General features: G+C 64.8%; 32 protein-coding genes. 17 read left to right on the forward strand and 15 right to left on the reverse strand.

Translation table 11 applies throughout. From position 1 onward, the window contains the following. The first annotated feature begins 50 nt into the window (after positions 1-50). On the forward strand, positions 51-704 hold the full coding sequence (locus OC450_RS13090; RefSeq protein ID WP_211385532.1) for a L,D-transpeptidase: 654 nt from the start codon (positions 51-53) through the stop codon (positions 702-704). 18 nt (positions 705-722) lie between these two features. On the opposite strand, the gene OC450_RS13095 is transcribed toward OC450_RS13090, so the two are convergent. Both OC450_RS13095 and OC450_RS13100 read right to left on the reverse strand, forming a co-directional pair. Next, a complete protein-coding gene (locus tag OC450_RS13095; RefSeq protein ID WP_211385533.1) occupies positions 723-1,157 on the reverse strand; it encodes a hypothetical protein in 435 nt (144 codons plus the stop codon). Positions 1,158-1,293: 136 nt separating this feature from the next. Beyond that, on the reverse strand, positions 1,294-1,758 hold the full coding sequence (locus tag OC450_RS13100; protein WP_211385534.1) for a MarR family winged helix-turn-helix transcriptional regulator: 465 nt from the start codon (positions 1,756-1,758) through the stop codon (positions 1,294-1,296). A 103-nt stretch (positions 1,759-1,861) separates the two neighbouring features. Between OC450_RS13100 and OC450_RS13105 the strand changes: the two genes are divergently transcribed. From OC450_RS13105 to OC450_RS13125, 5 genes are all read left to right on the forward strand, one after another. Then, the gene (locus OC450_RS13105; protein ID WP_256807984.1) at positions 1,862-3,784 is read left to right on the forward strand and encodes an FAD-binding monooxygenase; all 1,923 of its coding nucleotides are present in this window, start codon (positions 1,862-1,864) and stop codon (positions 3,782-3,784) included. A 160-nt stretch (positions 3,785-3,944) separates the two neighbouring features. Further along, positions 3,945-4,973, forward strand: coding sequence for an SH3 domain-containing protein (locus tag OC450_RS13110; protein WP_256807986.1), 1,029 nt, complete (start codon positions 3,945-3,947; stop codon positions 4,971-4,973). Between the two features lie 181 nt (positions 4,974-5,154). Continuing rightward, entirely contained in the window at positions 5,155-5,433 is a 279-nt protein-coding gene (locus OC450_RS13115; RefSeq protein ID WP_211385537.1) for a hypothetical protein, read from the forward strand. A 284-nt stretch (positions 5,434-5,717) separates the two neighbouring features. Further along, a complete protein-coding gene (locus OC450_RS13120) occupies positions 5,718-5,924 on the forward strand; it encodes a hypothetical protein (RefSeq protein ID WP_211385538.1) in 207 nt (68 codons plus the stop codon). 171 nt (positions 5,925-6,095) lie between these two features. Beyond that, complete coding sequence (locus tag OC450_RS13125; RefSeq protein WP_256808146.1) at positions 6,096-6,428, forward strand: hypothetical protein; 333 nt, start codon at positions 6,096-6,098, stop codon at positions 6,426-6,428. 47 nt (positions 6,429-6,475) lie between these two features. Here OC450_RS13125 and OC450_RS13130 read toward each other — a convergent pair whose 3' ends face one another. The 3 genes from OC450_RS13130 to OC450_RS34430 all read right to left on the reverse strand — a co-directional run bounded on the left by OC450_RS13130 (position 6,476) and on the right by OC450_RS34430 (position 7,738). Continuing rightward, positions 6,476-7,045 (reverse strand): TetR/AcrR family transcriptional regulator, encoded by a 570-nt coding sequence (locus OC450_RS13130; RefSeq protein ID WP_256808147.1) that lies wholly within the window; start codon positions 7,043-7,045, stop codon positions 6,476-6,478. Beyond that, the gene (locus OC450_RS13135; RefSeq protein ID WP_256807987.1) at positions 7,045-7,389 is read right to left on the reverse strand and encodes a DMT family transporter; all 345 of its coding nucleotides are present in this window, start codon (positions 7,387-7,389) and stop codon (positions 7,045-7,047) included. Before OC450_RS13135 ends, OC450_RS13130 begins: the two co-directional genes overlap by 1 nt. A gap of 220 nt (positions 7,390-7,609) precedes the next feature. After that, positions 7,610-7,738 (reverse strand): hypothetical protein, encoded by a 129-nt coding sequence (locus OC450_RS34430; protein ID WP_410050511.1) that lies wholly within the window; start codon positions 7,736-7,738, stop codon positions 7,610-7,612. A gap of 140 nt (positions 7,739-7,878) precedes the next feature. Here OC450_RS34430 and OC450_RS13145 point away from each other — a divergent pair, with 140 nt between their 5' ends. Then, a complete protein-coding gene (locus OC450_RS13145; RefSeq protein WP_262048020.1) occupies positions 7,879-8,520 on the forward strand; it encodes an FMN-binding negative transcriptional regulator in 642 nt (213 codons plus the stop codon). Positions 8,521-8,567: 47 nt separating this feature from the next. Next, complete coding sequence (gene pdxY / locus OC450_RS13150) at positions 8,568-9,380, forward strand: pyridoxal kinase (RefSeq protein WP_262048021.1); 813 nt, start codon at positions 8,568-8,570, stop codon at positions 9,378-9,380. Between the two features lie 12 nt (positions 9,381-9,392). Here pdxY and OC450_RS13155 read toward each other — a convergent pair whose 3' ends face one another. Next, positions 9,393-10,703: a hypothetical protein gene (locus OC450_RS13155; protein WP_211385543.1), complete on the reverse strand. Its 1,311-nt coding sequence runs from the start codon at positions 10,701-10,703 to the stop codon at positions 9,393-9,395. 357 nt (positions 10,704-11,060) lie between these two features. On the opposite strand from OC450_RS13155, the gene OC450_RS13160 reads away from it, so the two are divergent. Both OC450_RS13160 and OC450_RS13165 read left to right on the forward strand, forming a co-directional pair. Beyond that, positions 11,061-11,225, forward strand: a complete 165-nt coding sequence (locus OC450_RS13160; RefSeq protein WP_211385809.1) for a Flp family type IVb pilin — start codon at positions 11,061-11,063, stop codon at positions 11,223-11,225. A 439-nt stretch (positions 11,226-11,664) separates the two neighbouring features. Next, entirely contained in the window at positions 11,665-11,919 is a 255-nt protein-coding gene (locus OC450_RS13165; protein WP_211385544.1) for a hypothetical protein, read from the forward strand. A gap of 381 nt (positions 11,920-12,300) precedes the next feature. On the opposite strand, the gene OC450_RS13170 is transcribed toward OC450_RS13165, so the two are convergent. After that, the gene (locus OC450_RS13170) at positions 12,301-12,627 is read right to left on the reverse strand and encodes a helix-turn-helix domain-containing protein (RefSeq protein ID WP_262048022.1); all 327 of its coding nucleotides are present in this window, start codon (positions 12,625-12,627) and stop codon (positions 12,301-12,303) included. A gap of 33 nt (positions 12,628-12,660) precedes the next feature. On the opposite strand from OC450_RS13170, the gene OC450_RS13175 reads away from it, so the two are divergent. Then, a complete protein-coding gene (locus OC450_RS13175) occupies positions 12,661-12,807 on the forward strand; it encodes a nuclear transport factor 2 family protein (protein WP_262048023.1) in 147 nt (48 codons plus the stop codon). An 80-nt stretch (positions 12,808-12,887) separates the two neighbouring features. Next, complete coding sequence (locus OC450_RS13180; protein ID WP_211385546.1) at positions 12,888-13,811, forward strand: DMT family transporter; 924 nt, start codon at positions 12,888-12,890, stop codon at positions 13,809-13,811. 16 nt (positions 13,812-13,827) lie between these two features. On the opposite strand, the gene OC450_RS13185 is transcribed toward OC450_RS13180, so the two are convergent. The 3 genes from OC450_RS13185 to OC450_RS13195 form a co-directional block, all read right to left on the reverse strand. Continuing rightward, positions 13,828-13,983, reverse strand: a complete 156-nt coding sequence (locus OC450_RS13185) for a hypothetical protein (protein WP_249129321.1) — start codon at positions 13,981-13,983, stop codon at positions 13,828-13,830. Between the two features lie 180 nt (positions 13,984-14,163). Then, complete coding sequence (locus OC450_RS13190; RefSeq protein ID WP_211385547.1) at positions 14,164-14,514, reverse strand: zinc ribbon domain-containing protein YjdM; 351 nt, start codon at positions 14,512-14,514, stop codon at positions 14,164-14,166. A 109-nt stretch (positions 14,515-14,623) separates the two neighbouring features. Beyond that, the gene (locus OC450_RS13195) at positions 14,624-14,797 is read right to left on the reverse strand and encodes a hypothetical protein (RefSeq protein ID WP_018644642.1); all 174 of its coding nucleotides are present in this window, start codon (positions 14,795-14,797) and stop codon (positions 14,624-14,626) included. Between the two features lie 195 nt (positions 14,798-14,992). On the opposite strand from OC450_RS13195, the gene OC450_RS13200 reads away from it, so the two are divergent. The 4 genes from OC450_RS13200 to OC450_RS13215 all read left to right on the forward strand — a co-directional run bounded on the left by OC450_RS13200 (position 14,993) and on the right by OC450_RS13215 (position 18,388). Continuing rightward, positions 14,993-15,352, forward strand: a complete 360-nt coding sequence (locus OC450_RS13200) for a c-type cytochrome (RefSeq protein WP_211385549.1) — start codon at positions 14,993-14,995, stop codon at positions 15,350-15,352. 389 nt (positions 15,353-15,741) lie between these two features. Next, positions 15,742-16,419, forward strand: coding sequence for a cell envelope biogenesis protein TolA (locus tag OC450_RS13205; RefSeq protein WP_211385550.1), 678 nt, complete (start codon positions 15,742-15,744; stop codon positions 16,417-16,419). 217 nt (positions 16,420-16,636) lie between these two features. After that, on the forward strand, positions 16,637-16,918 hold the full coding sequence (locus OC450_RS13210; RefSeq protein WP_211385551.1) for a hypothetical protein: 282 nt from the start codon (positions 16,637-16,639) through the stop codon (positions 16,916-16,918). A gap of 465 nt (positions 16,919-17,383) precedes the next feature. Beyond that, complete coding sequence (locus OC450_RS13215) at positions 17,384-18,388, forward strand: acyl-CoA desaturase (RefSeq protein WP_211385552.1); 1,005 nt, start codon at positions 17,384-17,386, stop codon at positions 18,386-18,388. Between the two features lie 68 nt (positions 18,389-18,456). Here OC450_RS13215 and OC450_RS13220 read toward each other — a convergent pair whose 3' ends face one another. From OC450_RS13220 to OC450_RS13230, 3 genes are all read right to left on the reverse strand, one after another. Beyond that, positions 18,457-19,191, reverse strand: coding sequence for a transglycosylase SLT domain-containing protein (locus OC450_RS13220; protein WP_372703277.1), 735 nt, complete (start codon positions 19,189-19,191; stop codon positions 18,457-18,459). A gap of 140 nt (positions 19,192-19,331) precedes the next feature. Next, positions 19,332-19,847 (reverse strand): ParB N-terminal domain-containing protein, encoded by a 516-nt coding sequence (locus OC450_RS13225; RefSeq protein WP_262048024.1) that lies wholly within the window; start codon positions 19,845-19,847, stop codon positions 19,332-19,334. Positions 19,848-20,082: 235 nt separating this feature from the next. After that, entirely contained in the window at positions 20,083-21,153 is a 1,071-nt protein-coding gene (locus tag OC450_RS13230; protein WP_262048025.1) for a hypothetical protein, read from the reverse strand. A 107-nt stretch (positions 21,154-21,260) separates the two neighbouring features. Between OC450_RS13230 and OC450_RS13235 the strand changes: the two genes are divergently transcribed. Further along, on the forward strand, positions 21,261-21,605 hold the full coding sequence (locus tag OC450_RS13235) for a hypothetical protein (RefSeq protein ID WP_262048026.1): 345 nt from the start codon (positions 21,261-21,263) through the stop codon (positions 21,603-21,605). A 455-nt stretch (positions 21,606-22,060) separates the two neighbouring features. Here the strand turns inward: OC450_RS13235 and OC450_RS13240 are convergent, their stop codons facing one another. Both OC450_RS13240 and OC450_RS13245 read right to left on the reverse strand, forming a co-directional pair. Continuing rightward, the gene (locus tag OC450_RS13240; RefSeq protein ID WP_262048027.1) at positions 22,061-22,309 is read right to left on the reverse strand and encodes a DUF2442 domain-containing protein; all 249 of its coding nucleotides are present in this window, start codon (positions 22,307-22,309) and stop codon (positions 22,061-22,063) included. A gap of 87 nt (positions 22,310-22,396) precedes the next feature. Next, positions 22,397-22,534, reverse strand: coding sequence for a DUF4160 domain-containing protein (locus OC450_RS13245; protein WP_262048028.1), 138 nt, complete (start codon positions 22,532-22,534; stop codon positions 22,397-22,399). Positions 22,535-22,550 lie beyond the last annotated feature (16 nt).

Raw genomic sequence — 22,550 nt, forward strand, 5'->3', positions numbered from 1 at the left:
AGCAACTGGTGATGCTGGGGGCGCTGCTATCCGCTATCGGGGGGCCGGCGGTGCCAAGATTTCTACTCGCTTTGTTCGTCGTCGCCTTGCTGCCGCTGGGCGGCTGCATGCAGACGACGCTTTCGCCATCGACCGACGCGAGCATGACGGCGCGCGACCGGCAGTTGCTGGCGCACACGCCTTACGCGCAGGCGAATGTGCCCGAGCAATATCTCCGCCATATCGTCGATTATCCGCGCAAGGAACAGCCGGGCACGATCCTGGTCGATACCGATGCGCGCTACCTCTATTTCGTGCTTCCCGATGGCAAGGCGATCCGTTATGGCGTCGCGGTTGGCGAGGAAGCCATGGCCTTCTCCGGGGTCGCGCGGGTCGGCCGTCTGGCTGAATGGCCGGACTGGGTTCCGACGGCGGACATCCAGGCGCGGCTCGGACCCTATCCGGCGCGCGTCGCCGGAGGTCCCGCCAATCCGCTGGGCGCGCGGGGCATCTATCTCTATACCGGCAACAAGGACACGCTCTACCGCATCCACGGCACCAACCAGCCGGAATATATCGGGCAGGCGATTTCGTCCGGGTGCATCCGGATGCGCAACGAGGACGTGATCGACCTCTATGACCGGGTGAAGCTCAATTCGACCGTCGTGGTGTTGCCGCCCGGACAGAACGCGCAGGTCGAGGCGAGACCCAGCTGGCGCGGGTAAGCGTAGTGGAGTCGCGCCCTAATTCTCAGGACGTGCGATGCGCCACTGAAGCGTCGTGGCGTTGCCGTTGGCCTCGCCCGGCGCCTTGTCGGCCGGGGAGGTGTAGAGCGGGCGATAGCGGTAGGCCCACATCTTGCTGCCGTCGTTGCGGCTGATCACGGTGAAGTCGCCGATGGCCTTGGCGTCGGCCGTTGCGGGCAGCGGCACCCAGCTCTCGACGCACTTGCCGTTGCAGTTCGACGTCTTGCCGGTGGTGTCGCGCTCGTAATAGTAGAGCGTCATGCCCTTGAGGTCGACGAGCGTGGGACCCTGCTTGGTCAGGACGACCTTCGCCGGGGCGGTCGTTGCCTCGGGCTTCGGCGGAGGAGGGGCATCGCCGCCGCCATGGCCGTTCGCGAGCGCAGGAACGGTCGAGAGCGCGATGGCCGCCGCCGCAATGAGGAACCTGAACATCCATTACTCCCGAACGGCAAAGTTAATCGCGCGTTAAACGCAAAATTTGGCCGACCGTAGCAGCAGAAGGTTAGTTCCAGGTTTCGCGGGCCTGCGACAATTACGGATGGCAAGGCCTGGATGATCAAGGCTTAGATTATGCCTGCATCTCGCGCAGCGGGGCGCGGCTGAGCTCGTTGCCGGCAGCGATGGCCTTGCGCAACAGCCGCATCAGCTCCTCGCCTTCCTTCGCGCTGAGGCCGCGCAGCATGACGCGTTGCGCGGATTCGACGGCCGGCGTGATCCTGCGCAGGGTGCGTTTGCCCTCGTCGGTGATCTCGAGCGCGCGGGCACGGCGGTCGCGGCTTGAGGCGCGGCGCTCCGCGAGCCCCTTCTGCACGAGGCGGTCGATCACGCCGGTGATCGTGGTGCGGTCGTAGGCGATCAGGCCCGCCAGCGTCACCTGGTCGAGCCCCGGATTGGCCTTGATGGTCGCGAGCGCGGCGTATTGCACCGGCGTGAGGTCGAAGCCGGCATCTCCGACCTCGGCCAGGAAGACCGCCACCGCGATCTGCTGAAACCGGCGCGCCAGATGCCCGGGCATGTCGTTGGGGTCGCTCACCGAATTCTCCTCGAGGCAGGGAGGGGGCGTCATTATTGACAAGTATACTGATAGTCAGCATACTGAGCAATATCAAGGCAAGACGCTAATGGGAGAGGTGCTGATGCAATTCCATCTCAATGGATTTCAGCCGGGCGATCCTGAAATCGCCGATCCCGCCGCGCGCGTTCCGGACTCGGGCGCAGCGGGCGCCGTGCCTGAAGAGGTCGATGTCCTCATCGTCGGCTGCGGCCCTGCGGGCCTGACGCTCGCTGCGCAGCTTGCGCAATTCCCCGAGATCAAGACCTGCATCGTCGAGCAGAAGCCGGGACGCCTGCTGGTCGGGCAGGCCGACGGCGTCGCCTGCCGCACCATGGAGATGTTCCACGCCTATGGCTTCAGCGAGCGCGTGCTGAAGGAGGCTTGCTGGGTCAACGAGACGACGTTCTGGAAGCCCGACGAGCGCACGCCGGAAAACATCGTCCGCAGTGGCCGGGTGCAGGACGTCGAGGACGGGCTGTCGGAATTCCCGCACGTCATTCTCAACCAGGCGCGCATTCATGACGGTTTTCTCGACACCATGCGCAAATCGCCGGCCGGGCTCGAACCCCATTACAGTCGCCGCCTGCTCGACCTCGAGGTCGATCCGGCCGCGGGGCCTGCCGATCATGCCGTGACGGTGCGGCTCGAACGGATCGATGCCGGAAACGAGGGCAAGATCGAGACGGTCAAGGCGCGCTATGTCGTCGGCTGTGACGGCGCACGCAGCACGGTGCGCAAATCGATCGGCCGCGAGCTGCACGGCGATTCCGCCAACCACGCCTGGGGCGTGATGGACGTGCTGGCGGTGACCGATTTCCCGGACATCCGCTTCAAGGCCCTGATCCAGTCGGCGAAGGACGGCAGCCTGCTGATCATTCCGCGCGAAGGCGGCTACATGGTCCGCATCTATGTGGAGCTTGCAAAACTCGACGTCGGCGAGCGCGTCGCCAACCGCAACATCACCGCCGCCGACGTGATTGCGAGAGCGCAACGGGTATTGAAGCCGCATACGCTGGAGGTGAAGGAAATCGCTTGGTGGTCGGTCTACGAGATCGGCCAGCGCCTGACCGACAAGTTCGACGACGTGCCGGAGGCCGAGATCGCGACGCGTCTGCCGCGCATCTTCATCGCCGGCGATGCCTGCCATACCCACAGTCCGAAGGCGGGGCAGGGCATGAACGTCTCGATGCAGGACGCGTTCAATCTCGGCTGGAAGCTCGCTGCCGTCCTCCGCAAGCAGTGTGCACCGGGTCTCTTGCACTCCTACTCGGCGGAGCGCCAGGCGGTTGCGAAGGAGCTGATCGATTTCGACCGCGAATGGGCGGGAATCCTTGCGTCCGCCGCCAAGGCCGGCGGCGCCGATGCCGCCAGGACCCAGGACTATTTCGTCAGGCACGGTCGCTACACCGCGGGCACGGCGACGCATTATCGCGCGTCGGCTCTCACCGGCGCGACGTCCCACCAGCATCTGGCGCACGGCTACGTCATCGGAACGCGCTTCCATTCCGCGCCGGTGATCCGGCTTGCCGACGCCAAGCCGGTGCATCTCGGTCACGCAGCGCAGGCCGATGGTCGCTTCCGCATCTACGCGTTTTCGCCCGCGGAAAATCCGGCAGCACCGGGCTCGGCCATTCGTGCCTTGTGCGACTTCCTCAGCGACGCCGGGCAATCGCCGGTGAAGCGCTATACGCCCGTTGGCGCCGACGTCGACAGCGTGATCGACCTGCGCGCGGTCTTCCAGCAGGATCATCGCGAACTCGCCGTCGAGGCGATGCCGTCGCTGCTGCTGCCGCGCAAAGGCCGCTACGGCTTGATCGACTACGAGAAGATGTTCTGCCCGGATATCAAGAATGGTCACGACGTTTTCGCCATGCGTGGCATCGACCGCAAGGCGGGTTGCGTGGTCGTGGTGCGGCCGGATCAGTATGTCGCGAGCGTGTTGCCGCTCGACGATTTTGCTGCACTTGCTGCGTACTTCGACGGGTTCATGCGGCAGGTGGACTGACAGCGGTCTTTGCGCGCTGTCTTGCGCGCCGCGCCGATGAACGGCGAATGAATATTGAACCGCGCGCGGCCTCCGTTTCGATCTTTCGGCGGATAAGTCCATCCCCGGCGGAACGCCTGTTCCGCTGGCGCGTTCCGACTCCAACGAGGAGGACTTCGCCATGAGATTGAGAAGCGTGTTGCTTGCCGCATTGCTGCTCGCCCCGACGGCCGCACTGGCCGCCCCGGGCGTGGTTACCGTCTCGACCGGCCTGCGAGCCGGGCCGGGTTCGGGCTTTCCCCTGGTCGATCGCATCCCCGAGGGCGCCCGCGTCAACATCCATGGCTGCCTGCGCGGCAATGCCTGGTGCGACGTGAGCTTCTCGGATGACCGCGGCTGGGTATCGTCGCAATATCTCGAATATCTCTACCGCAATCACTACGTCTATCTGCCCGACTATGTCGACGAGATCGACGTGCCAGTCGTTCCCTTCGTGCTGACCTCGTACTGGTCGAGCTATTACGAGGGAAGGCCCTGGTATCGGCGCCATGCCTATTGGAATAACTACTGGAGTTCGCATCAGCGCTTCGCGACGCGACTGACGATCGATCCGCATGCGGCCCGCATCGGCCGCGCGGCAACGCGCGATGCGGCGATCGCACTCGGACGCGACGGTGCCAAGGCTGACGGTGCCAAGTCGGACGGTGCAAAGGCCAGGGGCGCCGCCGCGGTCTCCGGCCGTGATGCCGCAACGGCACGGCACGACGCCGCCATCGCCAGGCGCGATGCTGCGGTAGCGACCGACCGGACGCGCGCTGGACGAAGCGAGCGCATCGCTCATGAGCGGACCAGCGTGCAGAGCCGCAATCCGCGCGATGCACAGGCCCGCGTCCTTCACGAGCAGGCCGCACAGCGCGCCGCGGTGCGTGCGCAACCGATGGCGCGCGCGCACGACGTGGCGCGCGCACATGGGGCGCCGCGAGTATCAGCCGCGCCTGCGAGCCGGCCCGCGATGCCGCATGTCGCCCAGCCGAATGTGAGCCACGGCCCGCCGATGAACGCGCATGCCCAGATGCCGGCGCCGCGCGCGGCCGCACCTGCGATGCCGCATGTCGGCGGCGGCGGTGGTGGTGCCCCTCACATGAACGCGGCGCCGCGCGGCGGCGGTGCGCCGGCCGGCGGCCCCGGTGGCGGCCACCAGAAGCACTAGAAAACGCTCCGATGTTTGCAAGGAAAGCCCGGCGCTCGCGCCGGGCTTTCTGTTTGATCCGGACCGGTTCCCTGCGCGTACAATTTAAGAAAGTTCTTCGCGGGCAGATTTCATCGATCGTAATAGGTCTACTCAAAGCTGTAAGCATCCACTCGGGGCAGCGGGGCACGGGAGGATGACGATGAGACAGAACCAGGCGGAGAGCCGCCGCCAAAGTGTCGCGAAGCGGTCGATGACCAAGGAAGCCAAGCAGCTGTCCGGCCTGATTGCCGGATTGCGCGAATCCCTCGACGGGATTCACAAGGAGCGAACGAGCACAAAACTCTCCGGCGCCGAGATGGGCATGCTGGACGAGCGTCGCAACAATTTGCTGCTCACCATCGCAGCCCTCGACGACCGCCTCTCGGCGGTGCAGGGGCTGATCGATCTCGGCCGCCCCCATATCATCCGCGTCCACTGATCGGAGCGCGGACCCGATGCTATCGGCTTCGTCGCGGCGGCGACGGAACCGGGCTCGGCTGCCGACTCTGGGTGGCAGGCGCGGATCGAGATCTGCACCGCTGCGGGTGCTGCGCCCAGCAGGTCCTCACCGGGCAAGTCCGCGACAAGCAGAATCGCATTCATGATGCGGCGCACGATCAAGCTCCTCGCTTGGCGGGAACCGCACAATGCTGCCGCGGACGGCACCAAATTGCCACGCTCCCGGCGAATTGCGGCCAAAGCCCGCTGCCACGAGAAGAGCGGGTGCGGGGCAACGCAAGGGGATGCGCATTGGCCTACAAGATGGTCGCAGAACGCGACAACGAGAAGTGCAGTTTTGCTCGCGAGAGCCGGTTGGTCATCGTAGCGAAGGCAAGGGTTTGGGCGAGCGAGGGATGGAAGGTCGTCATCACCGACCAGGACGGCAAGGCCTACGCGCCGCCCGAATTCGATCAGCTATTGGCGGCCTGACCGCAAGGCGGGGTTGAAGCGCGATGAGATTGGGATGCATTGTCGTCACGCTTCAGGTTATTGTTTGCGCATGATCGCCTCGGAAGACAGCGGCGCACTTTTCCGGATCCTGCTGGGGGACGACGTTTGACATCGCTGTTTCGACCGGGGCGCGACCTGATCGCGCCCCTGATGGTTCTTGCAGCCGCCGCCGTCCTGACGGCGACGGTTGCCGTCGCGCAAAATCTGGATGCCGGAAAGTCGCCGGAAAAGCTCTTCGCCGATGGTTGCGCGACCTGCCATCGCAGCCCGCGCGGCCTTGCCAAGGGGCGCTTCAGCCTGACGCTGTCCTGGTTCCTGAAGGACCATTACGTCGCCGGTTCGGACACGGCGAAGGCGCTCGCCGCCTATCTGGTGTCGGTCGATACGCCGCCGCCGCGCGCTGCGGCCAAGCCGGGCGCCAAGCCGGGTGCCAAGCCGTCCAAATCCGCGCCGCGTCCGCCCAAGCCAACGCAAAGCCAGTAGCCTGCGTTCGCTCCATCCCGGGCTATGGGGGGCGGTGAGCGGAGCAGCTACGCGCGCCGATACGTCTGTGCGATCAGCCGGTCGTGCACGACGCGTAGTTCGGCGCTCATGCGCGTCTGTCCCGTCGTGACATAGGACAGCCAGGCGCCGTCGGCGGCGAGGCGGACGACGTGGAGCTCCGGCGTGCCGTCTGTCGTACGGTGGCGCTTCAGTCGCGCCTTGATCCAGTCGTTCCAGAGCCGGCGCAGCGGCGGATCGGTGACGACGACCATGCTCAGCGCCGCCCAGGGCGTCGCGAAGCCGAAGGCCTTTCCGGTGAACACCGCATTGACGTAGGCGCGCGTAAAACTGCCGCCCGGCCTGGAATCGGACTCGATTGCGGCGTCGATCTCGGCATCGACGCGGGCAAGCAGATCGGCGAACAGGCCCTCGATCAGTGCCTGCTTGCTGCCGAAGTGATGAAACAGCCCGCCTTTGGTGACCCCGGCCGCCGCCGCCACCGCCTGCACGGTGACGCCGGCGACGCCATGGTCCATTGCGATGGCTGCGGCGCAGTCGAGCAGGGCGCGCCGGACCTGCTCCGGTTGCTTGGCTCGGGTATAGGCGCTTGGCGGCATCAATGCACCGTGGTCTCCGAGAACAGGTTGATCACCACGACCCCGGACACGATCAGCGCGATGCCGACGAACGCCGCGGCGTCCAGCATCTGGCGGAACAGCACGAAGGAAACGGTGGCAGTCAGGATGATGCCGACCCCGCCCCAGATCGCGTAGGCGATGCTCAAGGGGATGACCCGGATCGCGATCGACAGCGCGTAGAACGAGGCGACATAGAACAGCACCATGGCCAGCGTCGGCCACGGCCGCGTGAACTGCGCCGATTGCTGCAGGAAGGCGGACGCGGTGACCTCGAGGACGATGGCGAGGGCAAGCATGGCGTAGGCATTGAAGGTGGTGGTCATGGCAAGCTCGAACGTAGCGCAGCAAAGATACCGCGCGGTAGGTATGTTTGACACGTGGAATGTGGCTCTTGCCAGGGGCTGCTATCACGTGTGAGTGACGAGCCTGCGACACGGACAGTACGCGGCCTGGCCGTAATGTTCCACGATAGGTCACCGACAAACACGAAGCCGCCGCAGGATGAATTTGCGGCGGCTTCGAAGTAGCATGGCAGATGTGGCGTCAGTTGATCCGTACGGAGAGTTCGACGTCCTCGGCAAGGTCGCTGGATAGATAGGTCGGCAAGCGATTCTCGGAGACGCCGCGCAGCGGGGCGGAGATCGCGCGCCATGCCGACGGGATGGCGGACATGTTCTGAGCCTATCTAAGCGAACTGGCCCGGCGCCGAGATCATTCCTGACATCTGCGTTCACGGCCCAATATCGTTTCGGATTTGGCCTGATCATGGGTTAGCCTCGCGCCATCCTCGTCCAGCCATCGAGCGCCGCGCCATGCATCTCCTCCGTCCCCAATTCCGCATCGAGGAGCAGCGCGCGCTGGAATTCGCAAGCCAGCGCGGCTTTGGCGTGATCGTGGCGGCGGATGAGCGTGGTCCGCGGGCCTCGCACGTGCCGTTCGTGCTGGATCGGCATGACGGTCAGGCCATCGTGCAGATTCATCTCACCGCAAGAAATCCGCTCGTTCCGCTCGCGGACGGCACGAGACGTTTCCTGCTGATCGTTGCCGGCGACGATGCCTACATCTCCAACGACTGGTATTCTTCGCGCGACAACGTCTCGACCTGGCTCTACGAGGCGGTGCACCTGTCGGGTGTGGCGCATTTGCGCGGGCTGGACGAGAACCGCGGGCACGGCGATGCGCTGCTGGCAGTCGCCGAGGCGCGGTTACCGAAGCAGCCCTGGGACCTCGCGCGGATGGAGCCGGACAAGCGCGAGAGCATGCTGGCTGCGATCCGCGTCATCGACCTCGTGGTGGACGAGGTCGAGGGGCAGGCCAAGCTCAACCAGCACAAGAGCGATACGGATCATGTCGCGGTCGCCGATCGGCTGGCGCGGTCGGAGGAGACGGGGCATCGGCGGCTGGCGCGGAAGATGCAGGCGCTGCGGCCGGGGCGTGGGTATGATCTTTCGTGATCCGGGCTATCTTGCGCCGCCTTACTTTTAATCCTACGGACCTCCACATGCTCGTCATCTCCATTCAGAGCCAGGTGGTCCACGGCCATGTCGGCAACAGCGCAGCCGCCTATGCCATGCAGGCGGAGGGCGTGAACGTCGCGGCGGTGCCGACGACGCTGCTGTCGAACCACCCGCGCTATCCGAGCCTGCGGGGCCGGGTGCTGGAGACAGAGCTCGTCGCAGATCTGCTGCAGGGCCTCGAGGAGCGCGATCTCGTCGACGAGGCCGTGGTGCTCGTCACAGGATATCTCGGCTCGCCCGGCAATGCTGCCGTCGTCGCCGATTTCGTCGAACGGGCGCTGCTCCGCAATTCGAAGCTCATCTATCTCTGCGACCCCGTGATCGGGGATGACGGCCGCGTCTATGTCGCCGACGGCATCCTGGACGTGGTTCGGCATCGTCTGCTGCCGGCCGCGAACCTGACCACGCCGAACCAGTTCGAGCTCGGGCTGCTCGCAGGCCTCGCGGTCGCGGACGCCCAGGACCTGCGAACGGCGTGCGCCGCGCTGGCCGGGACCGGCCGCATCGACGTCGTCGCCACCGGCTGCACGCTCGCCGACACGGTCGAAGGGCAGGTGGAGACCATTCTGTGTGTTGATGGTCAGTTGTCGCGCTTTGCGACGCCGCGCCTGCCGATCCGGCCCTATGGCACCGGCGATCTCCTCACCGGGCTGATCGCGGCGCATCTGGCCAAGGGCAAAGCAACCGAGGCGGCGGTGCGGCTCGCGGTCGAGACCATCTTCGCGGTGCTGGTGCGCACGCAGCAGGCCGGCACCGCAGAGATGCGGCTGGTGCCGCTGCCGACGTCGGGCCAGTAAGCCATAACGGCTTCAGGTCGCGCGCTTGCCGGCCGATTGCGCCGATTTCTGCGGCTTGGCCGGGCTCTTCTGCTCGCGCGCGGCCTGTGCCTTGGGCGGCCTGGCGCTGGCTACCGCCCGCGTCTTCTTCGGCCTGGCGTTGGCCGCTTCCTTGCGGTCTGCCGTGCCCCGCTTCGAGACGTATTCCTGACCATCGATCGGGCCGACATGCGGCGGATCGCGGCCGAGATAGGGCCGGCCGATGCCGAGTGCCTTGCCGTTGGCATCGACCCATTTCCACAGGATCTCGGTCGAGACCCAGCGCTGTGCGCGATTGTCGCCCTTGGTGCTGACGATGTCGGCCGCCATGCCGTGGCCGTAGCCGCCGCGCGTGCTGCCGCCGTGATAGGAGCGGTCGGAGGCGGCCTTCAGGCCGCTTGCGATCGACTGGCGGTAGTCGTCGCGGAACGCGCTGGTGATGCCCGGCGAGAGGCCGGCGGCTTCAGCGGCGAGCAGCGTGCGAAACAGTTTTCGCTTGAAGCTCTTGTCCATGCCGCCGATGACGTAATCCGTCATCGACATGTTCGCGTGCTCGGCCGCCTTCGGATCCTTCCAGCCGAAGTCCTCGTCGACGAGCCTGGTGAAGCTGCGCATCACCGTGACCATCCTGCCCTTGCGCTTGACGGTGACGGCGCGGCGATCCTCGACCTTGATGGAGTCCTCCTTGGGCGTGCGCTGGTAGAGCGCCCAGAGGTAGCGGTCGATGCAGGCGTCCATGACGAAGCATTCGTCGAGCACGGCGACGGTATCCGCAGACGGTGAGGCCTTGCTCGCTGCGGCAGTGGGTCCGCTCGCGATCGCCGCGGGGGACAGCGCGTCAGTCGTCACGATCTCGGAGGGATCGGCGGACGCGAGTTTGATCGCGGGCTCCTGTGCCGGAGCCGGAGCAGCCTCGCTGACGACCGGTGCCGGGTCAGGCGCAAGCTGCGGCGCGGAGGGCGGCTCGCTCGGCAAGATCAGCGCCGGATCGGCCGAGGCGAGCTTGATGGAGGGAGCTGGCGCCTCCTCGGGCGTTGCCGCTTCAGTAGCCGTCGGTTCAGGTTCTGCAGCGACTGCGGCCGCGATGTCGGCAGTCAAGGCAACGCCATCCTCGATGACTGCAGCGCGCGGGATGTCAGCGAGGTCGAGCCGGCTAAGATCCTTTGCGCGCGAGACGGCGGCAGCATTGGCGCCACTATTTTCGATGAGGGCAGGCGCATAGGCGGACAAAGAGAGCGCCAGCCAGCCGGCGAGAACCGCCGAAGGGCAGGAGACCGCCACCAGAAGAGACCGCCGATCATTCATGATCCCTGCCTCCAAACGGGTCTGTTGGGACCTCTCTTGTCCGAACAGTCTTGATGCCAACAGTCCTGAACGGACAGTCTTGCACGAAAAGGCACGTCGCGCGTCGATTGTTCGGAGGACGGTGTGGCGGCGCAATGGCGCAATTCGGCGAAAACGGGCTTTTCGGCGAGGTGTTGCGCGGGCGCAACGCGGGTTCCATCGCGGGTTCCATGGGGGCCACGGCGTGACATAGCCGGCAAATGGAGCACGCATTGGCGTCAACTTGAAGCAGTTGAGTTTACTCAATCTTGGATTGTGATGAGGCATTTTTCGCGCGCCGGCAATTGCGGTGAAGTTGGGAAGGATAGGATCGTGAAATTGAAATGCCTGTTGGCCGAATTTGCCGCCGATGAATCCGGCGCGACCGCGATCGAATACGGCCTGATCGCAGCCGGCATCGCGCTCGCCATCATCGAGATCATCTATGCGCTTGGCACCAATCTCGTCGCAAAGCTGCAATCGCTGGCAACGGCGTTGAAATAAGCTGCGTGGCGTGGCCCCAGGTCACTGCATCAACATCGTCATTTGGAGCAGAGCGAAGCGATCAACGGTCGCTTCGCGTAGCTCCGCTGGGCTTGCCATGACGCCGGGCGGGCTGATGCTTTTGCGGCAACCTTGCCGCGGCCGGCGCATCGGTCGGCGATGACGCATTCCTCGTTTCGTCTGATGGACGCCTTCGACCCCACCGAGCCCGCGATGCTGCACGATCGGCTCTCCGACACGACGGCTGGGGCAATGTGCTCGGCGTCTGAGGACCGCTCACAAAAGCGTCATGTCGCGCCCGGCGTGATTCGGCCAAGGCTTTGTGCGGATTAAACATATTGTCATGCGCCAAGCGCGATATTGCAATGCAGCAACGCATGTCGCAATGCAGCAAACCCTGCATAAATATGCTCCGACCCTTCCATCAGGAGCATCATCAATGAACAAGAAAACTCTATCGATCGCCGCCGCTATCCTGACGATCGCGGGCAGCACCGCGGCGTTTGCCGCCGAGCTGCCGACCTTTGAGGCCAACGGTTTTCCGGTCTCCCCCCTGCAGGTGCGTGTGCTCGGTGCCGCCGATGTCGAGCAGCAGGCAACCGCGCCGACCACCGTCGCTTCGGTCCACCAGATCCGCGTGCTGACGCCGCGCAAGGTCAAGACTGCCGGCGTCACGACGGGCACCGCTCGCTGATCTGAGTTCGCCCGAAGACAATTGATTGAGGCTCGTCTCCTCCCGAGACTGCTTGGACCGCGTTCCCTTCGGGGAGCGCGGTCTTTTTTTGCGGATTGAGAAAATTGCGGCAAGAAAAAGCGCGCCCATGTGCCGGTTGTGTACGGCCGTTCAAGGCGAGTGTGATCTCCTTAATAGTTGCTTTGCGGATCGGGGCGCCTGATGCGGGTGCCGAATATTGAGCGGCCAAGAATCATTTTCATAATGGAGCCGTAATGCCCGTTGTACAGAAAGCCGTTATTGCAAGCGCCTCGCCGCGCGCATTTATCCTCAAGCATCTCGCCTTGTTCGCAGCCGCTGCGCTGTTCGTGTTCGTTCTGAGCCTGAGTTACGGGCTCGATCTCAGCCCCGGTTTTTTTTAGCGCGCAAGCTCGACGGCGCGCGGCCGTAGAACTCGGCGAACGCGGCGTTGAATCTCCGCAGGCTGCCGAAGCCGGCCTGGAACGCGATGTCGGTCATGGTGCGGCCGCCGGCATCGAGCAGGCGTTTTGCGCGCTGGACCCGCAGCGTCTTCGCAAGCTGCCGCGGCGTGGCGCCGACGTAGCGCTCGAGTAATCGCGCCAGATGGCGCGAGGAGATGCCGAGCCGCATCGCGAGAGACACCACCGATTCCGCGTCGAGCGCGCCGTCGTTGATCAGCTTCACCGCGCGCGCGACCGCGCCGTCCATGCCGGCGGCGATGTCGTGATCGTCGAGGAGCGGATGCGCGCCACGCTTGCCGGCGGCAGGCCGTACGAGAACGATTATTGTTTCGTGTTCACGGTGGCCGGCGACAAGATCCGAAAGGTCAGGGAATACATGGACACGCGCAAGGGATGGCGGATGGTGTTCGGCGAGGAGGCACGATGAGCAGGCGCGCCTGCCGCTGCGTGCCAGCCCTGCAGCCGCGTGGGTTGAGCCGGCTCGCGCGCTGACATAAGGCTTGCGCCATGGATCAGCGAACGAGCGGCGCTGACGCTCTCACCCAGAAGAACGATGCGGCGCCGGCACTGATCGGCGTCGTCTGCGGCCTGTCCGCGGCGGTGTTCTGGGCGCTCGGCTTTGCCGGCACGCGGCACGGCCTGAAGGTCGGATTCACGCCGGTCGATCTGCTCGTGCATCGCTACGTCTGGAGCGGCATCGCCTTCCTGCCGCTGGTGCTCCGCGCGGGCATCTCCGATCTCTGCGGCATCGGCTGGGGCAGGGGCCTTGTGCTGATGGTGCTCGGCGGCCCCGTGATGTCGCTGATCTCCTACACCGGCTTCCTGTTCGTGCCGCTCGGCCACGGCAGCGTGATCCAGCCCTCCTGCGCCACGCTCGGGGGACTGCTGCTCGCCGCGTTGTTTCTCAAGGAGAAGGTCTCCGTCTCGCGCTTTGCCGGCGCCTTCGTCATCGTCGGCGGTCTCGGTGTGATCGGCGCGGAATCGATCGGCCATATCGGCGCCGACGGCGTGCTGGGCGATCTGACCTTCGTGCTGACAGGATTGATGTTCGCCGGCTTCGGCACGCTGTTGCGCCACTGGCGTGTCTCGGCGGTGTCGGCAGCCCTCGTCATCAACGTGCTGTCGCTGCTGCTGCTGCCGATCTACATCGCGACCGTCGGTCTCGCGCATGTCGCGGCCATCGGCGTCAGGGAGAACGCCATCCAGGCGCTGGCGCAGGGCGTGCTCGCCGGCCCCGCCGCGCTCTATCTGTTCGCCGTCTCGGTGCAGCGCCTCGGTGTCGCCCGCGCCGCCGTGGTGCCCGCCTGCGTGCCGGCGCTGACGGTGCTCACCGGCTGGCTGCTGCTCGGTGAGCCGCCGACGATGTTGCAGACGGCGGGATTGGTGACGGTGCTGTGCGGGTTCTACTTGGCGCAGCGGCAGCGCTCCTGAAATTGCCTTTGCAGGCTCACCAGTCGATCGCGGCGAACTTCAGGCCGCGCTCGTCGAGCTCCTGCCTGAGCTGCTCGGCGCGCTGCCTGGCGGAGGTGCCGAGCAGCCGGTATCTGCTTCCCAGCGCCTTGTCGGCTGCGACCTGATGCCGGATGTTGTCGTACAGCCTCAAAACGGCTTGATCGCTCAGACTTTCGAATTTGCACTCGGGCTGGTTCAGCGGACGGTCCTCCCGCAACTGGCTGATTGCGTCTTCGCCAGTTGCTGCCGACTGGGATACCGGGCCGCGGCGCGGGCGTATGTCCACTTTTGAACATACGGCCCATCGCGTGCGGAACAGGACGGCGGGTTGCTATGCCTTTTTGACGAACTCCGACTTCAAGTTCATCGCGCCGATGCCGTCGATCTTGCAAGCGATGTTGTGGCCGTCGCTGGCGTCCTGCAGGCGGATGTTGCGGACCTTGGTGCCGCCCTTGACCACCGAGGACGAGCCCTTGACCTTGAGGTCCTTCATCACGATGACGCTGTCGCCGTCGACGAGCGCATTGCCGTGGGCATCGCGCACGCTGGCTTCCTGCGGCGCATCCGTGGCCGCATCGGCCGCGGTGCTCCACTCATGGGCGCATTCCGGGCAGATCCAGAGATCGCGATCCTGATAGGCATGCTCCGAATTGCATTTCGGGCATTTCACGGCGTCAGTCATGGTTGGTGTTGTCTCCGGTCGCGTGCGCGGCGCACCGTAGGGGCGGGGAACGGGAATGCAAGGGAAAGCTGCGGGCTGCCTGCGCCCGTCGTCGCCTGCCGGTGCGATATCACCGAAACAGCGCGACGAAGATCACGTAGAGCCAGCCCAGGATGCCGTGGATGATCGCCCACAGGATCGAATGGTTGTTGGTGTAGGAGATCGCGATCGCCAGCGCCGAGCCGAAGCCGACGCCGTATTTCGCGCCCTCGACGCGGACGCCGTAATAGCGGTTGCCGTTCATGGTGATCCTCCTGATCGTGGATGGGCCTCAGCGTAAGCGATGTCCGTCATTTTCGCGATGGGCATCCGCGCCACCCATCGTGTCGCCCCGTCATTCGGGCAATGCCGGCCGTCGCCGATCTCTTGATGCAGGTCAACCTGGTCTGCCCGCATCGACCTACGCTCTCGAGCTACGCAGCAATGGCGAGGTGAGACCATGTCGCGCAGCGTTCGAATTTACGTCGGCCTCGGCATCCTGATCGCGTTGTCGCTGCTGTTTCTCTTCAGCGTCGTCCACACGGCCGGCGGCGCATCCAGGCCCGCCTCACGCTCGGCAGCGGAGGGACATCGTCTTGCGCTGGCATGGTGTCAGCCGTGCCACGCGGTCGAGCCGCGCATGGCCGGGCTGTTCGACGAGGCCCCGAGTTTCCAGGCGGTCGCAAACCGGAGCGGCACCACCGCGCTGTCGCTCAAGGTGTTCTGGAGGACCAGCCATCAGAACATGCCGAATCTGGTGATCTCGCCGGAGCAGGCCGATGCGCTGTCGAACTATATTCTGAGCTTGAGAAGCAATTAGCCGCAGCCGGTGATTCCGGATCACGCATCGTCGATGACGCGTGCCGCGGCTACCAGCTCATGCACATCGCGGATCTCTTGATGGTCAGCCTCGACGGGCTCGTGGCGGGCCCCAAGCCCGAGGATGCCGACGCGGCGTAGGGGTGGACCTGTGCCGGACAAGCAAAAAGTTCGAAAACAACCCCATGCACAGTAGAAATCCTGAAGGGTTTCAGGCTGCTGTGATTCCGAAAATGTCGGACCGCGCGGGGCCTCCTCCGGGCCAAGCGGTGACTTCGGCGATACCGAAAATCGTTTGACCCGTCGGGCAAAACAGGGGCATGATGGCATCGTGGCGAAGGTTGCGACGGCCAGGGTGCTTGTGCCTCGCCGCGCCGGCCGTGGGGCGAGATGCCGAAGACACCGCAAAGAAAACTCAAGACCTACCAGACCTCGCTCGGCTTCTACGACCAGGCGGTCGCCGCGCCCTCGATGAAGGCGGCGCTGGAGGCCTGGGGCGCCAGCTCCAACCTGTTCCATCAGGGCGTCGCGAAGGAGACCGACGACCCCGACATCGTCGCCGCGACCATGGCCAGCCCCGGCATCGTGCTCAGGCGCCCGGTCGGATCGGACGGCGCATTCAGCGAGAACGCCGCGCTGCCGACCGATCTTGCGGACGGCGAGGCCGGGCCGAAGCGCAAAGCCAGGTCTGAGGCTAAGTCCAAGGCCAGGTCCAAGGCCAAGTCCAGATCAGACAAGCGCGCGGCCAGGAGCGCAGGCAAACCGTCCCGCAAAATCGACGACCGGCAAGCGCAAAAGGCCGCCGCGGCGTTCGAGAAGGAAGAGCGGCGCCGGGACGCCGAGCGCCGCAAGGAGGAGGCGGCCCGCGCCAGGCAGCGCGCGCGGCGTGACAAGGCGGTGGCGACTGCGCAGGCCGCATTGGACGAGGCCAGGCGCGAGCACGAGGTTCGAGCCGAGGCGATCGAAGCCGAGCGCGCCGCGCTGGATCAGCGCGCCGAGGCGGAGCAGGCCCGGTGGGACAAGCAGAGGGTGAAGCTGGCGGAGGCGGTGCGCCGGGCGCGGGAGTAGGGGGCGTGCGGCGGAAGCTATCACGGAGGAGCATTTGGCCCGGACGTGCCGTCACATTCTCCGTCATTGCGAGCGAAGCGAAGCAATCCAGAATCCCTCCGCCGAGGCAGGCTGGATTGCTTCGTCGCAAGGGCTCCTCGCAATGACGGTCGCCGGCAGCGAATTCAGCTTGCCTTGCTCGGCGTCCTTTTGCACTCTGGCGGGAAGGAGACAACGCATGAAGATAAACACCGCCGCGTGTGCGTTCGGAACGGCCCTGGTGCTGTGCAGCCTGGGCACGTCAGGTGCTGAAGCCCGGGCGCGAAAGGCCTATGTCGTTCGCGAGCCGCAGCAGAGGCTTGTCGTCACGGCGCCCGTGCTCAGGCCGACGCCGTGGGATTACAACATTGTTCCGCGGTATCGTTATCGCCCTGAAGACGACCGCGTCGATCCCTACGGCCCGCCGCTGGTGCCGTCATATGTGCGCTATGAGGGATGGCGCTGGCCGTATTGGTGGTGAAGGCCACCGACGGACGCGGAATGGAATGAATAAAGCGTCGGGTGGGTGGGTTTGACCGCGTCAACTCCGCTCCTCTCCTCATCCCGAGGAGCGCGGAACGCGCGTCTCGAAGGATGGCTCCGGGCGAGATCCGGGCCTTCATGGTTCGAGACGCGCTTCGCGCTCCTCACCATGAGGGTCTCATGACGCCGCAAGCCGCAGAAATTGCCGCTTCATCGCGTTGACCCTTGGCTTGCGACGGGTGATCGCCGCAGCGCTCGCCGTCGGCATTGTGGGGTTCGGATTGCGCAGACTGTGCGCTTGGTTAACGCGCGAGCGTTGAAATCTCGCCTGTTTTTCCTCTGATCGCGTCTTTTCAGGTCCGGACTCCGTGCTCCTACGGCCGCCCGGGTCCTTGCGAGAAACAACATGCGTCTATAGGTTGCGCTGCAGTAGCGTTAATTTTCCGTAAATGGACTGGCTGAAATGACCGTAATCGAAAGCGTGGCGTCGGAAGCAGATGCGGACCCCAAAATGCCGCCGGGCGTGCTGTTCGAAGGTCCGGTGGTCGACGCCAAGTTTCTCGATTCCTATATCGCGTTCGGCTTCATGATCGGCGGTTCGATCGCCGCGCTGGTCTGGGCGGTCTGGCAGGGCATCGGCCGTGTCGAGGTTTCGGTCTTCGTCGGCATGTTCGTGCTGACCACGATCGGGATCGGCTTCATGCATCGCTACTTCGTGCACCGGAGCTTTCGGTGCAATCCGGTCATGCGCACGATCTTCGCCGCGATCGCCACGCTGGCGGTGCAGGGCTCGATCCTGAAGTGGGTGAGCAACCATCGCCGGCACCATCTTCACTCCGACAAGCCCGGCGACGTCCACAGCCCTTACTATGACGGCAGCGGCAACCGCTATCTCAGCTTCGTCAAGGGATTCATGCATGCGCAAGGCGGCTGGGTGTGGGACCAGGCCACGACCGACGGCGAATACTACGCCAAGGATATCCTGGCCGACCCGATCTCGATGTTCTTCACCAGGACGCGCTGGTACTGGTACGCGATCTCGGCGGTGATCATTCCGGGCGCGATCGGCTACGCGTTCGGCGGCGTGCACACGATGATCGGCTGCGTGTTGTTCTCCGGCCTGTTCCGCAGCTATCTCATGACCATGGCGACCTCGCTCGTGAACTCGGTCTGCCACAGCGAGGGCCACTACGGCTACCGCCGCTTCAAGACCGACGACGGCACCACCAACGAGCTGGTGACAACGATCCTCACCTTCGGCGAGGGGCTGCACAACAACCATCACCGCTTTCCGCGCGACGCCTATCTGTCGCACGCCTGGTACGAGATCGACATCAACGGCCTGATCATTCTGGGATTGGGCAAGCTCGGCCTCGTGCACGATATCTTCATGGCCGGAAGCCGGGCTGCGCGCGCAGGTGCGGAGGGCGGGAAGGCTTCGGTGCCGGATACGGAAGCGGCGGTCTGAAGCACGAATAGCCGCCGCCGTGGAATGATGGGTTTCGCAAGTGCTCTCCCCATCCTGCGGACCGTGCGCTAATTATCGTCATCCGCCGCAAGCCGCAAAAACTGCCGCTTCATCGCGTTGACCCTGGCGACATAGCCCGCGACGAGATGATCGCCGCAGCGCTCGCCGGGCAGCATCTGAAACTTGCGGCGCGCATAGGCCGTGGCGGGACCTGCGCCGCAGAGATGGATGAAGGCGGCCAGATCCTGCTTCTGCTGCGCGCTTGGCTTCCCATCGCCCGCGAGGGAAAGAACCAGCGCGACATTGCGGTCCAGATACACCGAGGCCAGCTCGATGGCGTGGCTCGGGATCGCGCGGGTGTAGAGGAAGGCAGAACCGCAGCCGGTGTCCGTGACCGCATTGCCGTGGACACAGAACCGCGCAGCCTCCGAGAAGGCCGGATCGGTCATCTGGAAGAGGCCGACGGCGCTGGAGGCGGGCCGGTAGATCGCGAGCGGATTGAAACTCCATCGCCAGCGCCAGTAGGTGCGCGCCACCGGATTGCCTGAACTCTCGACCTGCGCAAGGGCTGCCAGCAATTCGGGCGTGATCGTCGCGGTCGAATAGGTGCGGAAGAGCGGACCGTATTGCCGCCAGGTCTCGGCGGCCTCCTTGTCGAGGGTGTTGCCGACGAGGGCGAAGAGTTCGGTTGGTTTGCGGATGATTTGATAGGCGATGTTGAGGAGGGCGAGGGCCGCAAGCAAGACTGCCACGCTGAGCGCGATCCGGACGATCCGCGGTGCGTGGGCGAACGCCTTGCGCATCCGCCGAGCGCCTCTTCGGAGGTTGCGAAAGCGAGGGACGAAGTGGCTGCGTTTTCCTGGCATTGCGCTTGCGCAGCACTGTCACCGCAATTCGAGCTGTGATCTCAAGACGCTGTGATCTCAAGATCTGGAGCCGGCCATCAATAGCGGCCGCCGCTGCCCTTTTGCTGCGTGATCCAGTCCGACAATGTTTTCGGTGTCGATTTCGCAGTCCGGCCTGGGGATGCCTTCGGATTATCACGGACGCCTTTCGTCGGACGGGTGCGCGGTGCTTCCGTTGCGCCAGCGCCCTTCAAGGCAGCCGTCGATGCCTCTGCGGCTTCCTTCTCGAGGCGCAGCTTTTTCAATCGCGCCATCTTGATGCGCTCTGCGTCGACTTCGGGACTTTCGGACAGCAGCGGCCTGTGTTGAGCAAGCTCCGCCGGGACGATGACACCGATAATGGTTGTCTCGCCGAGCGCCTTGCAGGCTTCGAGCCGATGCAGCCCCTCAACCAGAACGAGGCGGTCTCCGTCGGGCCGAACGAAAATGGGGGCCTGTTGTCCGATGTCCAGAATGCTTTCCGCGATCTCCCCGACGATCTCGGGCTTGATGGCCTTCTTCATTTTCGTGGGAACGAAAATCTTCTCGATCGGGAAGCTCTCCGGTGTGGGCATAACTCGACTCCGCTTCTACCGGGCCCGTCGGAACCCATGCCGATGGGTTGGGAGTTTAGGAGGGATGGGCGCGACGGCAAAGGCCATTTCGGCGGAAGGGTCTTGTGCATGGCACGGAGGCTTGTGGCCTTGAACGCGGATGCAGGGAAGCCGATCGAGGTCAACGGGCCGTCGGGGAGGAGACAGTTCGCCAGCGAGCGGCGCTCCGCGCCGTCGGCTCATCCGCCCTGCGGACTTACCAATACGGATCGCCGTAGGGGTCGCCCATATAGGGCGGGGGCATCCAGGGTCCTCGCGGCGGCGGCCTGGGCCGCCGGGGTGCGGCCGCTTGCACGTGCGGCCGTGCAGGCGCAGCATTGTCGTTGTTCACCACGCTCCGCACGACGGGTTTCGCGGATGAAGATGCGGACGAAGCCGTCGGTTGCGTTTGCAGCGCCTGGACCTGCGCGGCGAGGCGCGCATTGTCCGCCGCAGCCTTCTCCTGCGCCGTCTTGAGCTGCTGAATGGTGTCGGCCTGCTCGCGCAGCGTCTGCTCGCTGCGGCTTTTCAGTTGCTCGAGCTTTCCGTTGATGCTCGCAATCTCGCTCGTGATGGTCTTGAGCGCTTGCGCGAGATCAGACGATGATGGGTCGGGCGCTGTGGCGCCAGTTCTTGGAGTGTCAGGTCTTGGAGTGTCAGGTCTTGGAGCGCTTTCCGTTTCCTTGCTGAGCGTCGGCTCCTTGCTGGGCGGCGGCGCGGGCACCGGACCAGGCTGATCCACAGCAGCCTGTTGCAGTGCCGGCGGCTGCGCCGGAGTGTCAACCGCGGACGCTTGCGGGGGCTCGCTGGCGGCCGGCGGAGCCCATCGCGCCATGATCGACTTGCCCATAGACCTGGCGTCATCGCGATATTGCGAAGCGAAGGCGGCACCGAGGACGCCGATCACCAGTACGAGGCCAACCACAGCGCGCAGCATGGGCCGACCTTGCTTCAGGCCTTGATCGCGAATTTTGCTGTCCGGCGCCGGCGCCTTGGGAGTCTTGTCCTCGGTCTTGTCCTCGGAAGTCTTGTCCTCAAGAGTCCTGGCTGCCTCCGCACCGGCGCTTGGTTGCGAGGTCCGCGGGGCTTCGCTGCCGCGTTCCATTCCGGAAACCAGCCGGTCCAGCCGCGCCAGGTCCTGCTCTGCGCTCTTGATCTGGTCATAGGCCCGCGCCAGCCCGCCATCGGCGCGCACCGCGTCCGGCTTGGGCGCGTCAGGCTTCTGGCTATCAGGCTTTTGGGTATCAGGCTTTTGGTTGTCAGGTTTGGGGTCGTCCGCGTCAGGCACCGATGCGCTCTCCAACCAGTCTGGCGTCAATGGGAGTTCGGCAATCCGATCGCTGGAAGCATAGGTCCCGCCACTGTCCAACACAACGCGCGTGCGAAGGAGAAATTATGGCGGGCTCGGGGGGCGGGGCGGATCGCAGCCCGGCACTGAACTCGCAATTGGGCGTTGCCGAACCGACATGCGTCGCGAACGTCAGGTCCATGGCCGAAATCGGTGTTGTTCCGCTGATGCCGATGCAGGTAAGCGTGACAGCTTCACTGTCCCGTCGTGAACCCGGCGGCCGGATCGCAACGGCCCGCATTGTTCTAAATCAACATACCCGCTCATCGGCGAATTACGCTGACGAACCGTTCCAGTCCAGGAAGGAGAGTGGCCATGTCGCGCCGAACCATCGTTTCACTTACCGCATCCGCTGTCATTGGCATAGCCTGCATCGTGACTGTTTCGACTGACGCCTTCGCGTATCGAAGAGGCGCCGTTGGGGTTGGTCGGGTTGGTGTTCATCACGGCGGTGTCTATCGCGGTGGCGTCTATCGTGGTGCAGCCGTGCGCCGCGGAGTTGCCGTGGGCGTCGGAGCCGCTGCAGTTGGTGCTGCTGCTTACGGGGCTTACGGAGCCTACGGAGGCTATCGCCGTTGCGGCTACGAACCTTATCCTCCTTGCTACTAGCCGGCCTCGTAGCCTGTCTTGGCGCAGCGGCCACCGAGTAACCGGTTGAGCCGGGCTTGGTGGCCGCCTGTCCGAGGCGCAACGGTCACCGCGATTACGGTGGGCGGTTACTGTCACCGTCGCCGTAATTCCTGGGCGCTGCCGCCTCGCTCGATTGGAGGCTTTCGAGATTTTCCGTTGAGGACAGTTCGTGCTTGCTGCTTCGGGGCGGCAGCGCCTTCACGGCAGACCGATCCGCCTACGCTGCGTGTTCCGTGGATCGCGTTACGTCGCCGCGTCCTGCGAGGAGGCCGGCAATGGAAATATCTTCGTCAAGCGCCTCCCAGTGCAGGCCGACACGGCTGAGTTCGATCTGCTCGCGTTCGGCAGGAGTCGCATGCAGCAGGCGCGGAAACCACGCGAGCGGGATACCGAGTGTCCTTCCATCGGACAGTTCGACCCACATCGTGTGTTCGTCGAAGCGAACGCTAGTTGCCGAAATGGTCATGCCAAGCCTTCAGAAGAAGATCGCAGTTGTCCTCGACCACGCGCAGGATATTCGAAAGTTCCCGCGGATTGAAGCCATAACTGTCGGCTATTGATATGCCCGGCTCTGCCAAATCTTGGCGTCCCAGCCGCCGCCTTTGACATGAATATGAGGCGGCTCAGGTGGCCGCCCCTCGTTTGAGAAGAAGTAGTAGCGCAAGCCGCCGTGGCGCAATGCAACTGGCATCAAGGCCTCCGGGCGG

It is taken from the genome of Bradyrhizobium sp. Bra78 (assembly GCF_024519855.1).
Taxonomy (GTDB): domain Bacteria; phylum Pseudomonadota; class Alphaproteobacteria; order Rhizobiales; family Xanthobacteraceae; genus Bradyrhizobium; species Bradyrhizobium japonicum_G.

What these genes read in the sequence shown, in the direction of transcription:
- OC450_RS13095 (WP_211385533.1), bottom strand. Translation starts at nt 1,157, where the DNA reads ATGTTCAGGTTCCTCATTGCGGCGGCGGCCATCGCGCTCTCGACCGTT.
- OC450_RS13105 (WP_256807984.1), top strand. Translation starts at nt 1,862, where the DNA reads ATGCAATTCCATCTCAATGGATTTCAGCCGGGCGATCCTGAAATCGCC.
- OC450_RS13110 (WP_256807986.1), top strand. Translation starts at nt 3,945, where the DNA reads ATGAGATTGAGAAGCGTGTTGCTTGCCGCATTGCTGCTCGCCCCGACG.
- OC450_RS13115 (WP_211385537.1), top strand. Translation starts at nt 5,155, where the DNA reads ATGAGACAGAACCAGGCGGAGAGCCGCCGCCAAAGTGTCGCGAAGCGG.
- OC450_RS13125 (WP_256808146.1), top strand. Translation starts at nt 6,096, where the DNA reads ATGGTTCTTGCAGCCGCCGCCGTCCTGACGGCGACGGTTGCCGTCGCG.
- OC450_RS13130 (WP_256808147.1), bottom strand. Translation starts at nt 7,045, where the DNA reads ATGCCGCCAAGCGCCTATACCCGAGCCAAGCAACCGGAGCAGGTCCGG.
- OC450_RS13135 (WP_256807987.1), bottom strand. Translation starts at nt 7,389, where the DNA reads ATGACCACCACCTTCAATGCCTACGCCATGCTTGCCCTCGCCATCGTC.
- OC450_RS34430 (WP_410050511.1), bottom strand. Translation starts at nt 7,738, where the DNA reads ATGTCCGCCATCCCGTCGGCATGGCGCGCGATCTCCGCCCCGCTGCGC.
- OC450_RS13145 (WP_262048020.1), top strand. Translation starts at nt 7,879, where the DNA reads ATGCATCTCCTCCGTCCCCAATTCCGCATCGAGGAGCAGCGCGCGCTG.
- pdxY (WP_262048021.1), top strand. Translation starts at nt 8,568, where the DNA reads ATGCTCGTCATCTCCATTCAGAGCCAGGTGGTCCACGGCCATGTCGGC.
- OC450_RS13155 (WP_211385543.1), bottom strand. Translation starts at nt 10,703, where the DNA reads ATGAATGATCGGCGGTCTCTTCTGGTGGCGGTCTCCTGCCCTTCGGCG.
- OC450_RS13165 (WP_211385544.1), top strand. Translation starts at nt 11,665, where the DNA reads ATGAACAAGAAAACTCTATCGATCGCCGCCGCTATCCTGACGATCGCG.
- OC450_RS13170 (WP_262048022.1), bottom strand. Translation starts at nt 12,627, where the DNA reads ATGGACGGCGCGGTCGCGCGCGCGGTGAAGCTGATCAACGACGGCGCG.
- OC450_RS13175 (WP_262048023.1), top strand. Translation starts at nt 12,661, where the DNA reads ATGCGCGCCACGCTTGCCGGCGGCAGGCCGTACGAGAACGATTATTGT.
- OC450_RS13180 (WP_211385546.1), top strand. Translation starts at nt 12,888, where the DNA reads ATGGATCAGCGAACGAGCGGCGCTGACGCTCTCACCCAGAAGAACGAT.
- OC450_RS13190 (WP_211385547.1), bottom strand. Translation starts at nt 14,514, where the DNA reads ATGACTGACGCCGTGAAATGCCCGAAATGCAATTCGGAGCATGCCTAT.
- OC450_RS13195 (WP_018644642.1), bottom strand. Translation starts at nt 14,797, where the DNA reads ATGAACGGCAACCGCTATTACGGCGTCCGCGTCGAGGGCGCGAAATAC.
- OC450_RS13200 (WP_211385549.1), top strand. Translation starts at nt 14,993, where the DNA reads ATGTCGCGCAGCGTTCGAATTTACGTCGGCCTCGGCATCCTGATCGCG.
- OC450_RS13205 (WP_211385550.1), top strand. Translation starts at nt 15,742, where the DNA reads ATGCCGAAGACACCGCAAAGAAAACTCAAGACCTACCAGACCTCGCTC.
- OC450_RS13210 (WP_211385551.1), top strand. Translation starts at nt 16,637, where the DNA reads ATGAAGATAAACACCGCCGCGTGTGCGTTCGGAACGGCCCTGGTGCTG.
- OC450_RS13215 (WP_211385552.1), top strand. Translation starts at nt 17,384, where the DNA reads ATGACCGTAATCGAAAGCGTGGCGTCGGAAGCAGATGCGGACCCCAAA.
- OC450_RS13220 (WP_372703277.1), bottom strand. Translation starts at nt 19,191, where the DNA reads ATGCGCAAGGCGTTCGCCCACGCACCGCGGATCGTCCGGATCGCGCTC.
- OC450_RS13225 (WP_262048024.1), bottom strand. Translation starts at nt 19,847, where the DNA reads ATGCCCACACCGGAGAGCTTCCCGATCGAGAAGATTTTCGTTCCCACG.
- OC450_RS13235 (WP_262048026.1), top strand. Translation starts at nt 21,261, where the DNA reads ATGGCGGGCTCGGGGGGCGGGGCGGATCGCAGCCCGGCACTGAACTCG.
- OC450_RS13240 (WP_262048027.1), bottom strand. Translation starts at nt 22,309, where the DNA reads ATGACCATTTCGGCAACTAGCGTTCGCTTCGACGAACACACGATGTGG.
- OC450_RS13245 (WP_262048028.1), bottom strand. Translation starts at nt 22,534, where the DNA reads ATGCCAGTTGCATTGCGCCACGGCGGCTTGCGCTACTACTTCTTCTCA.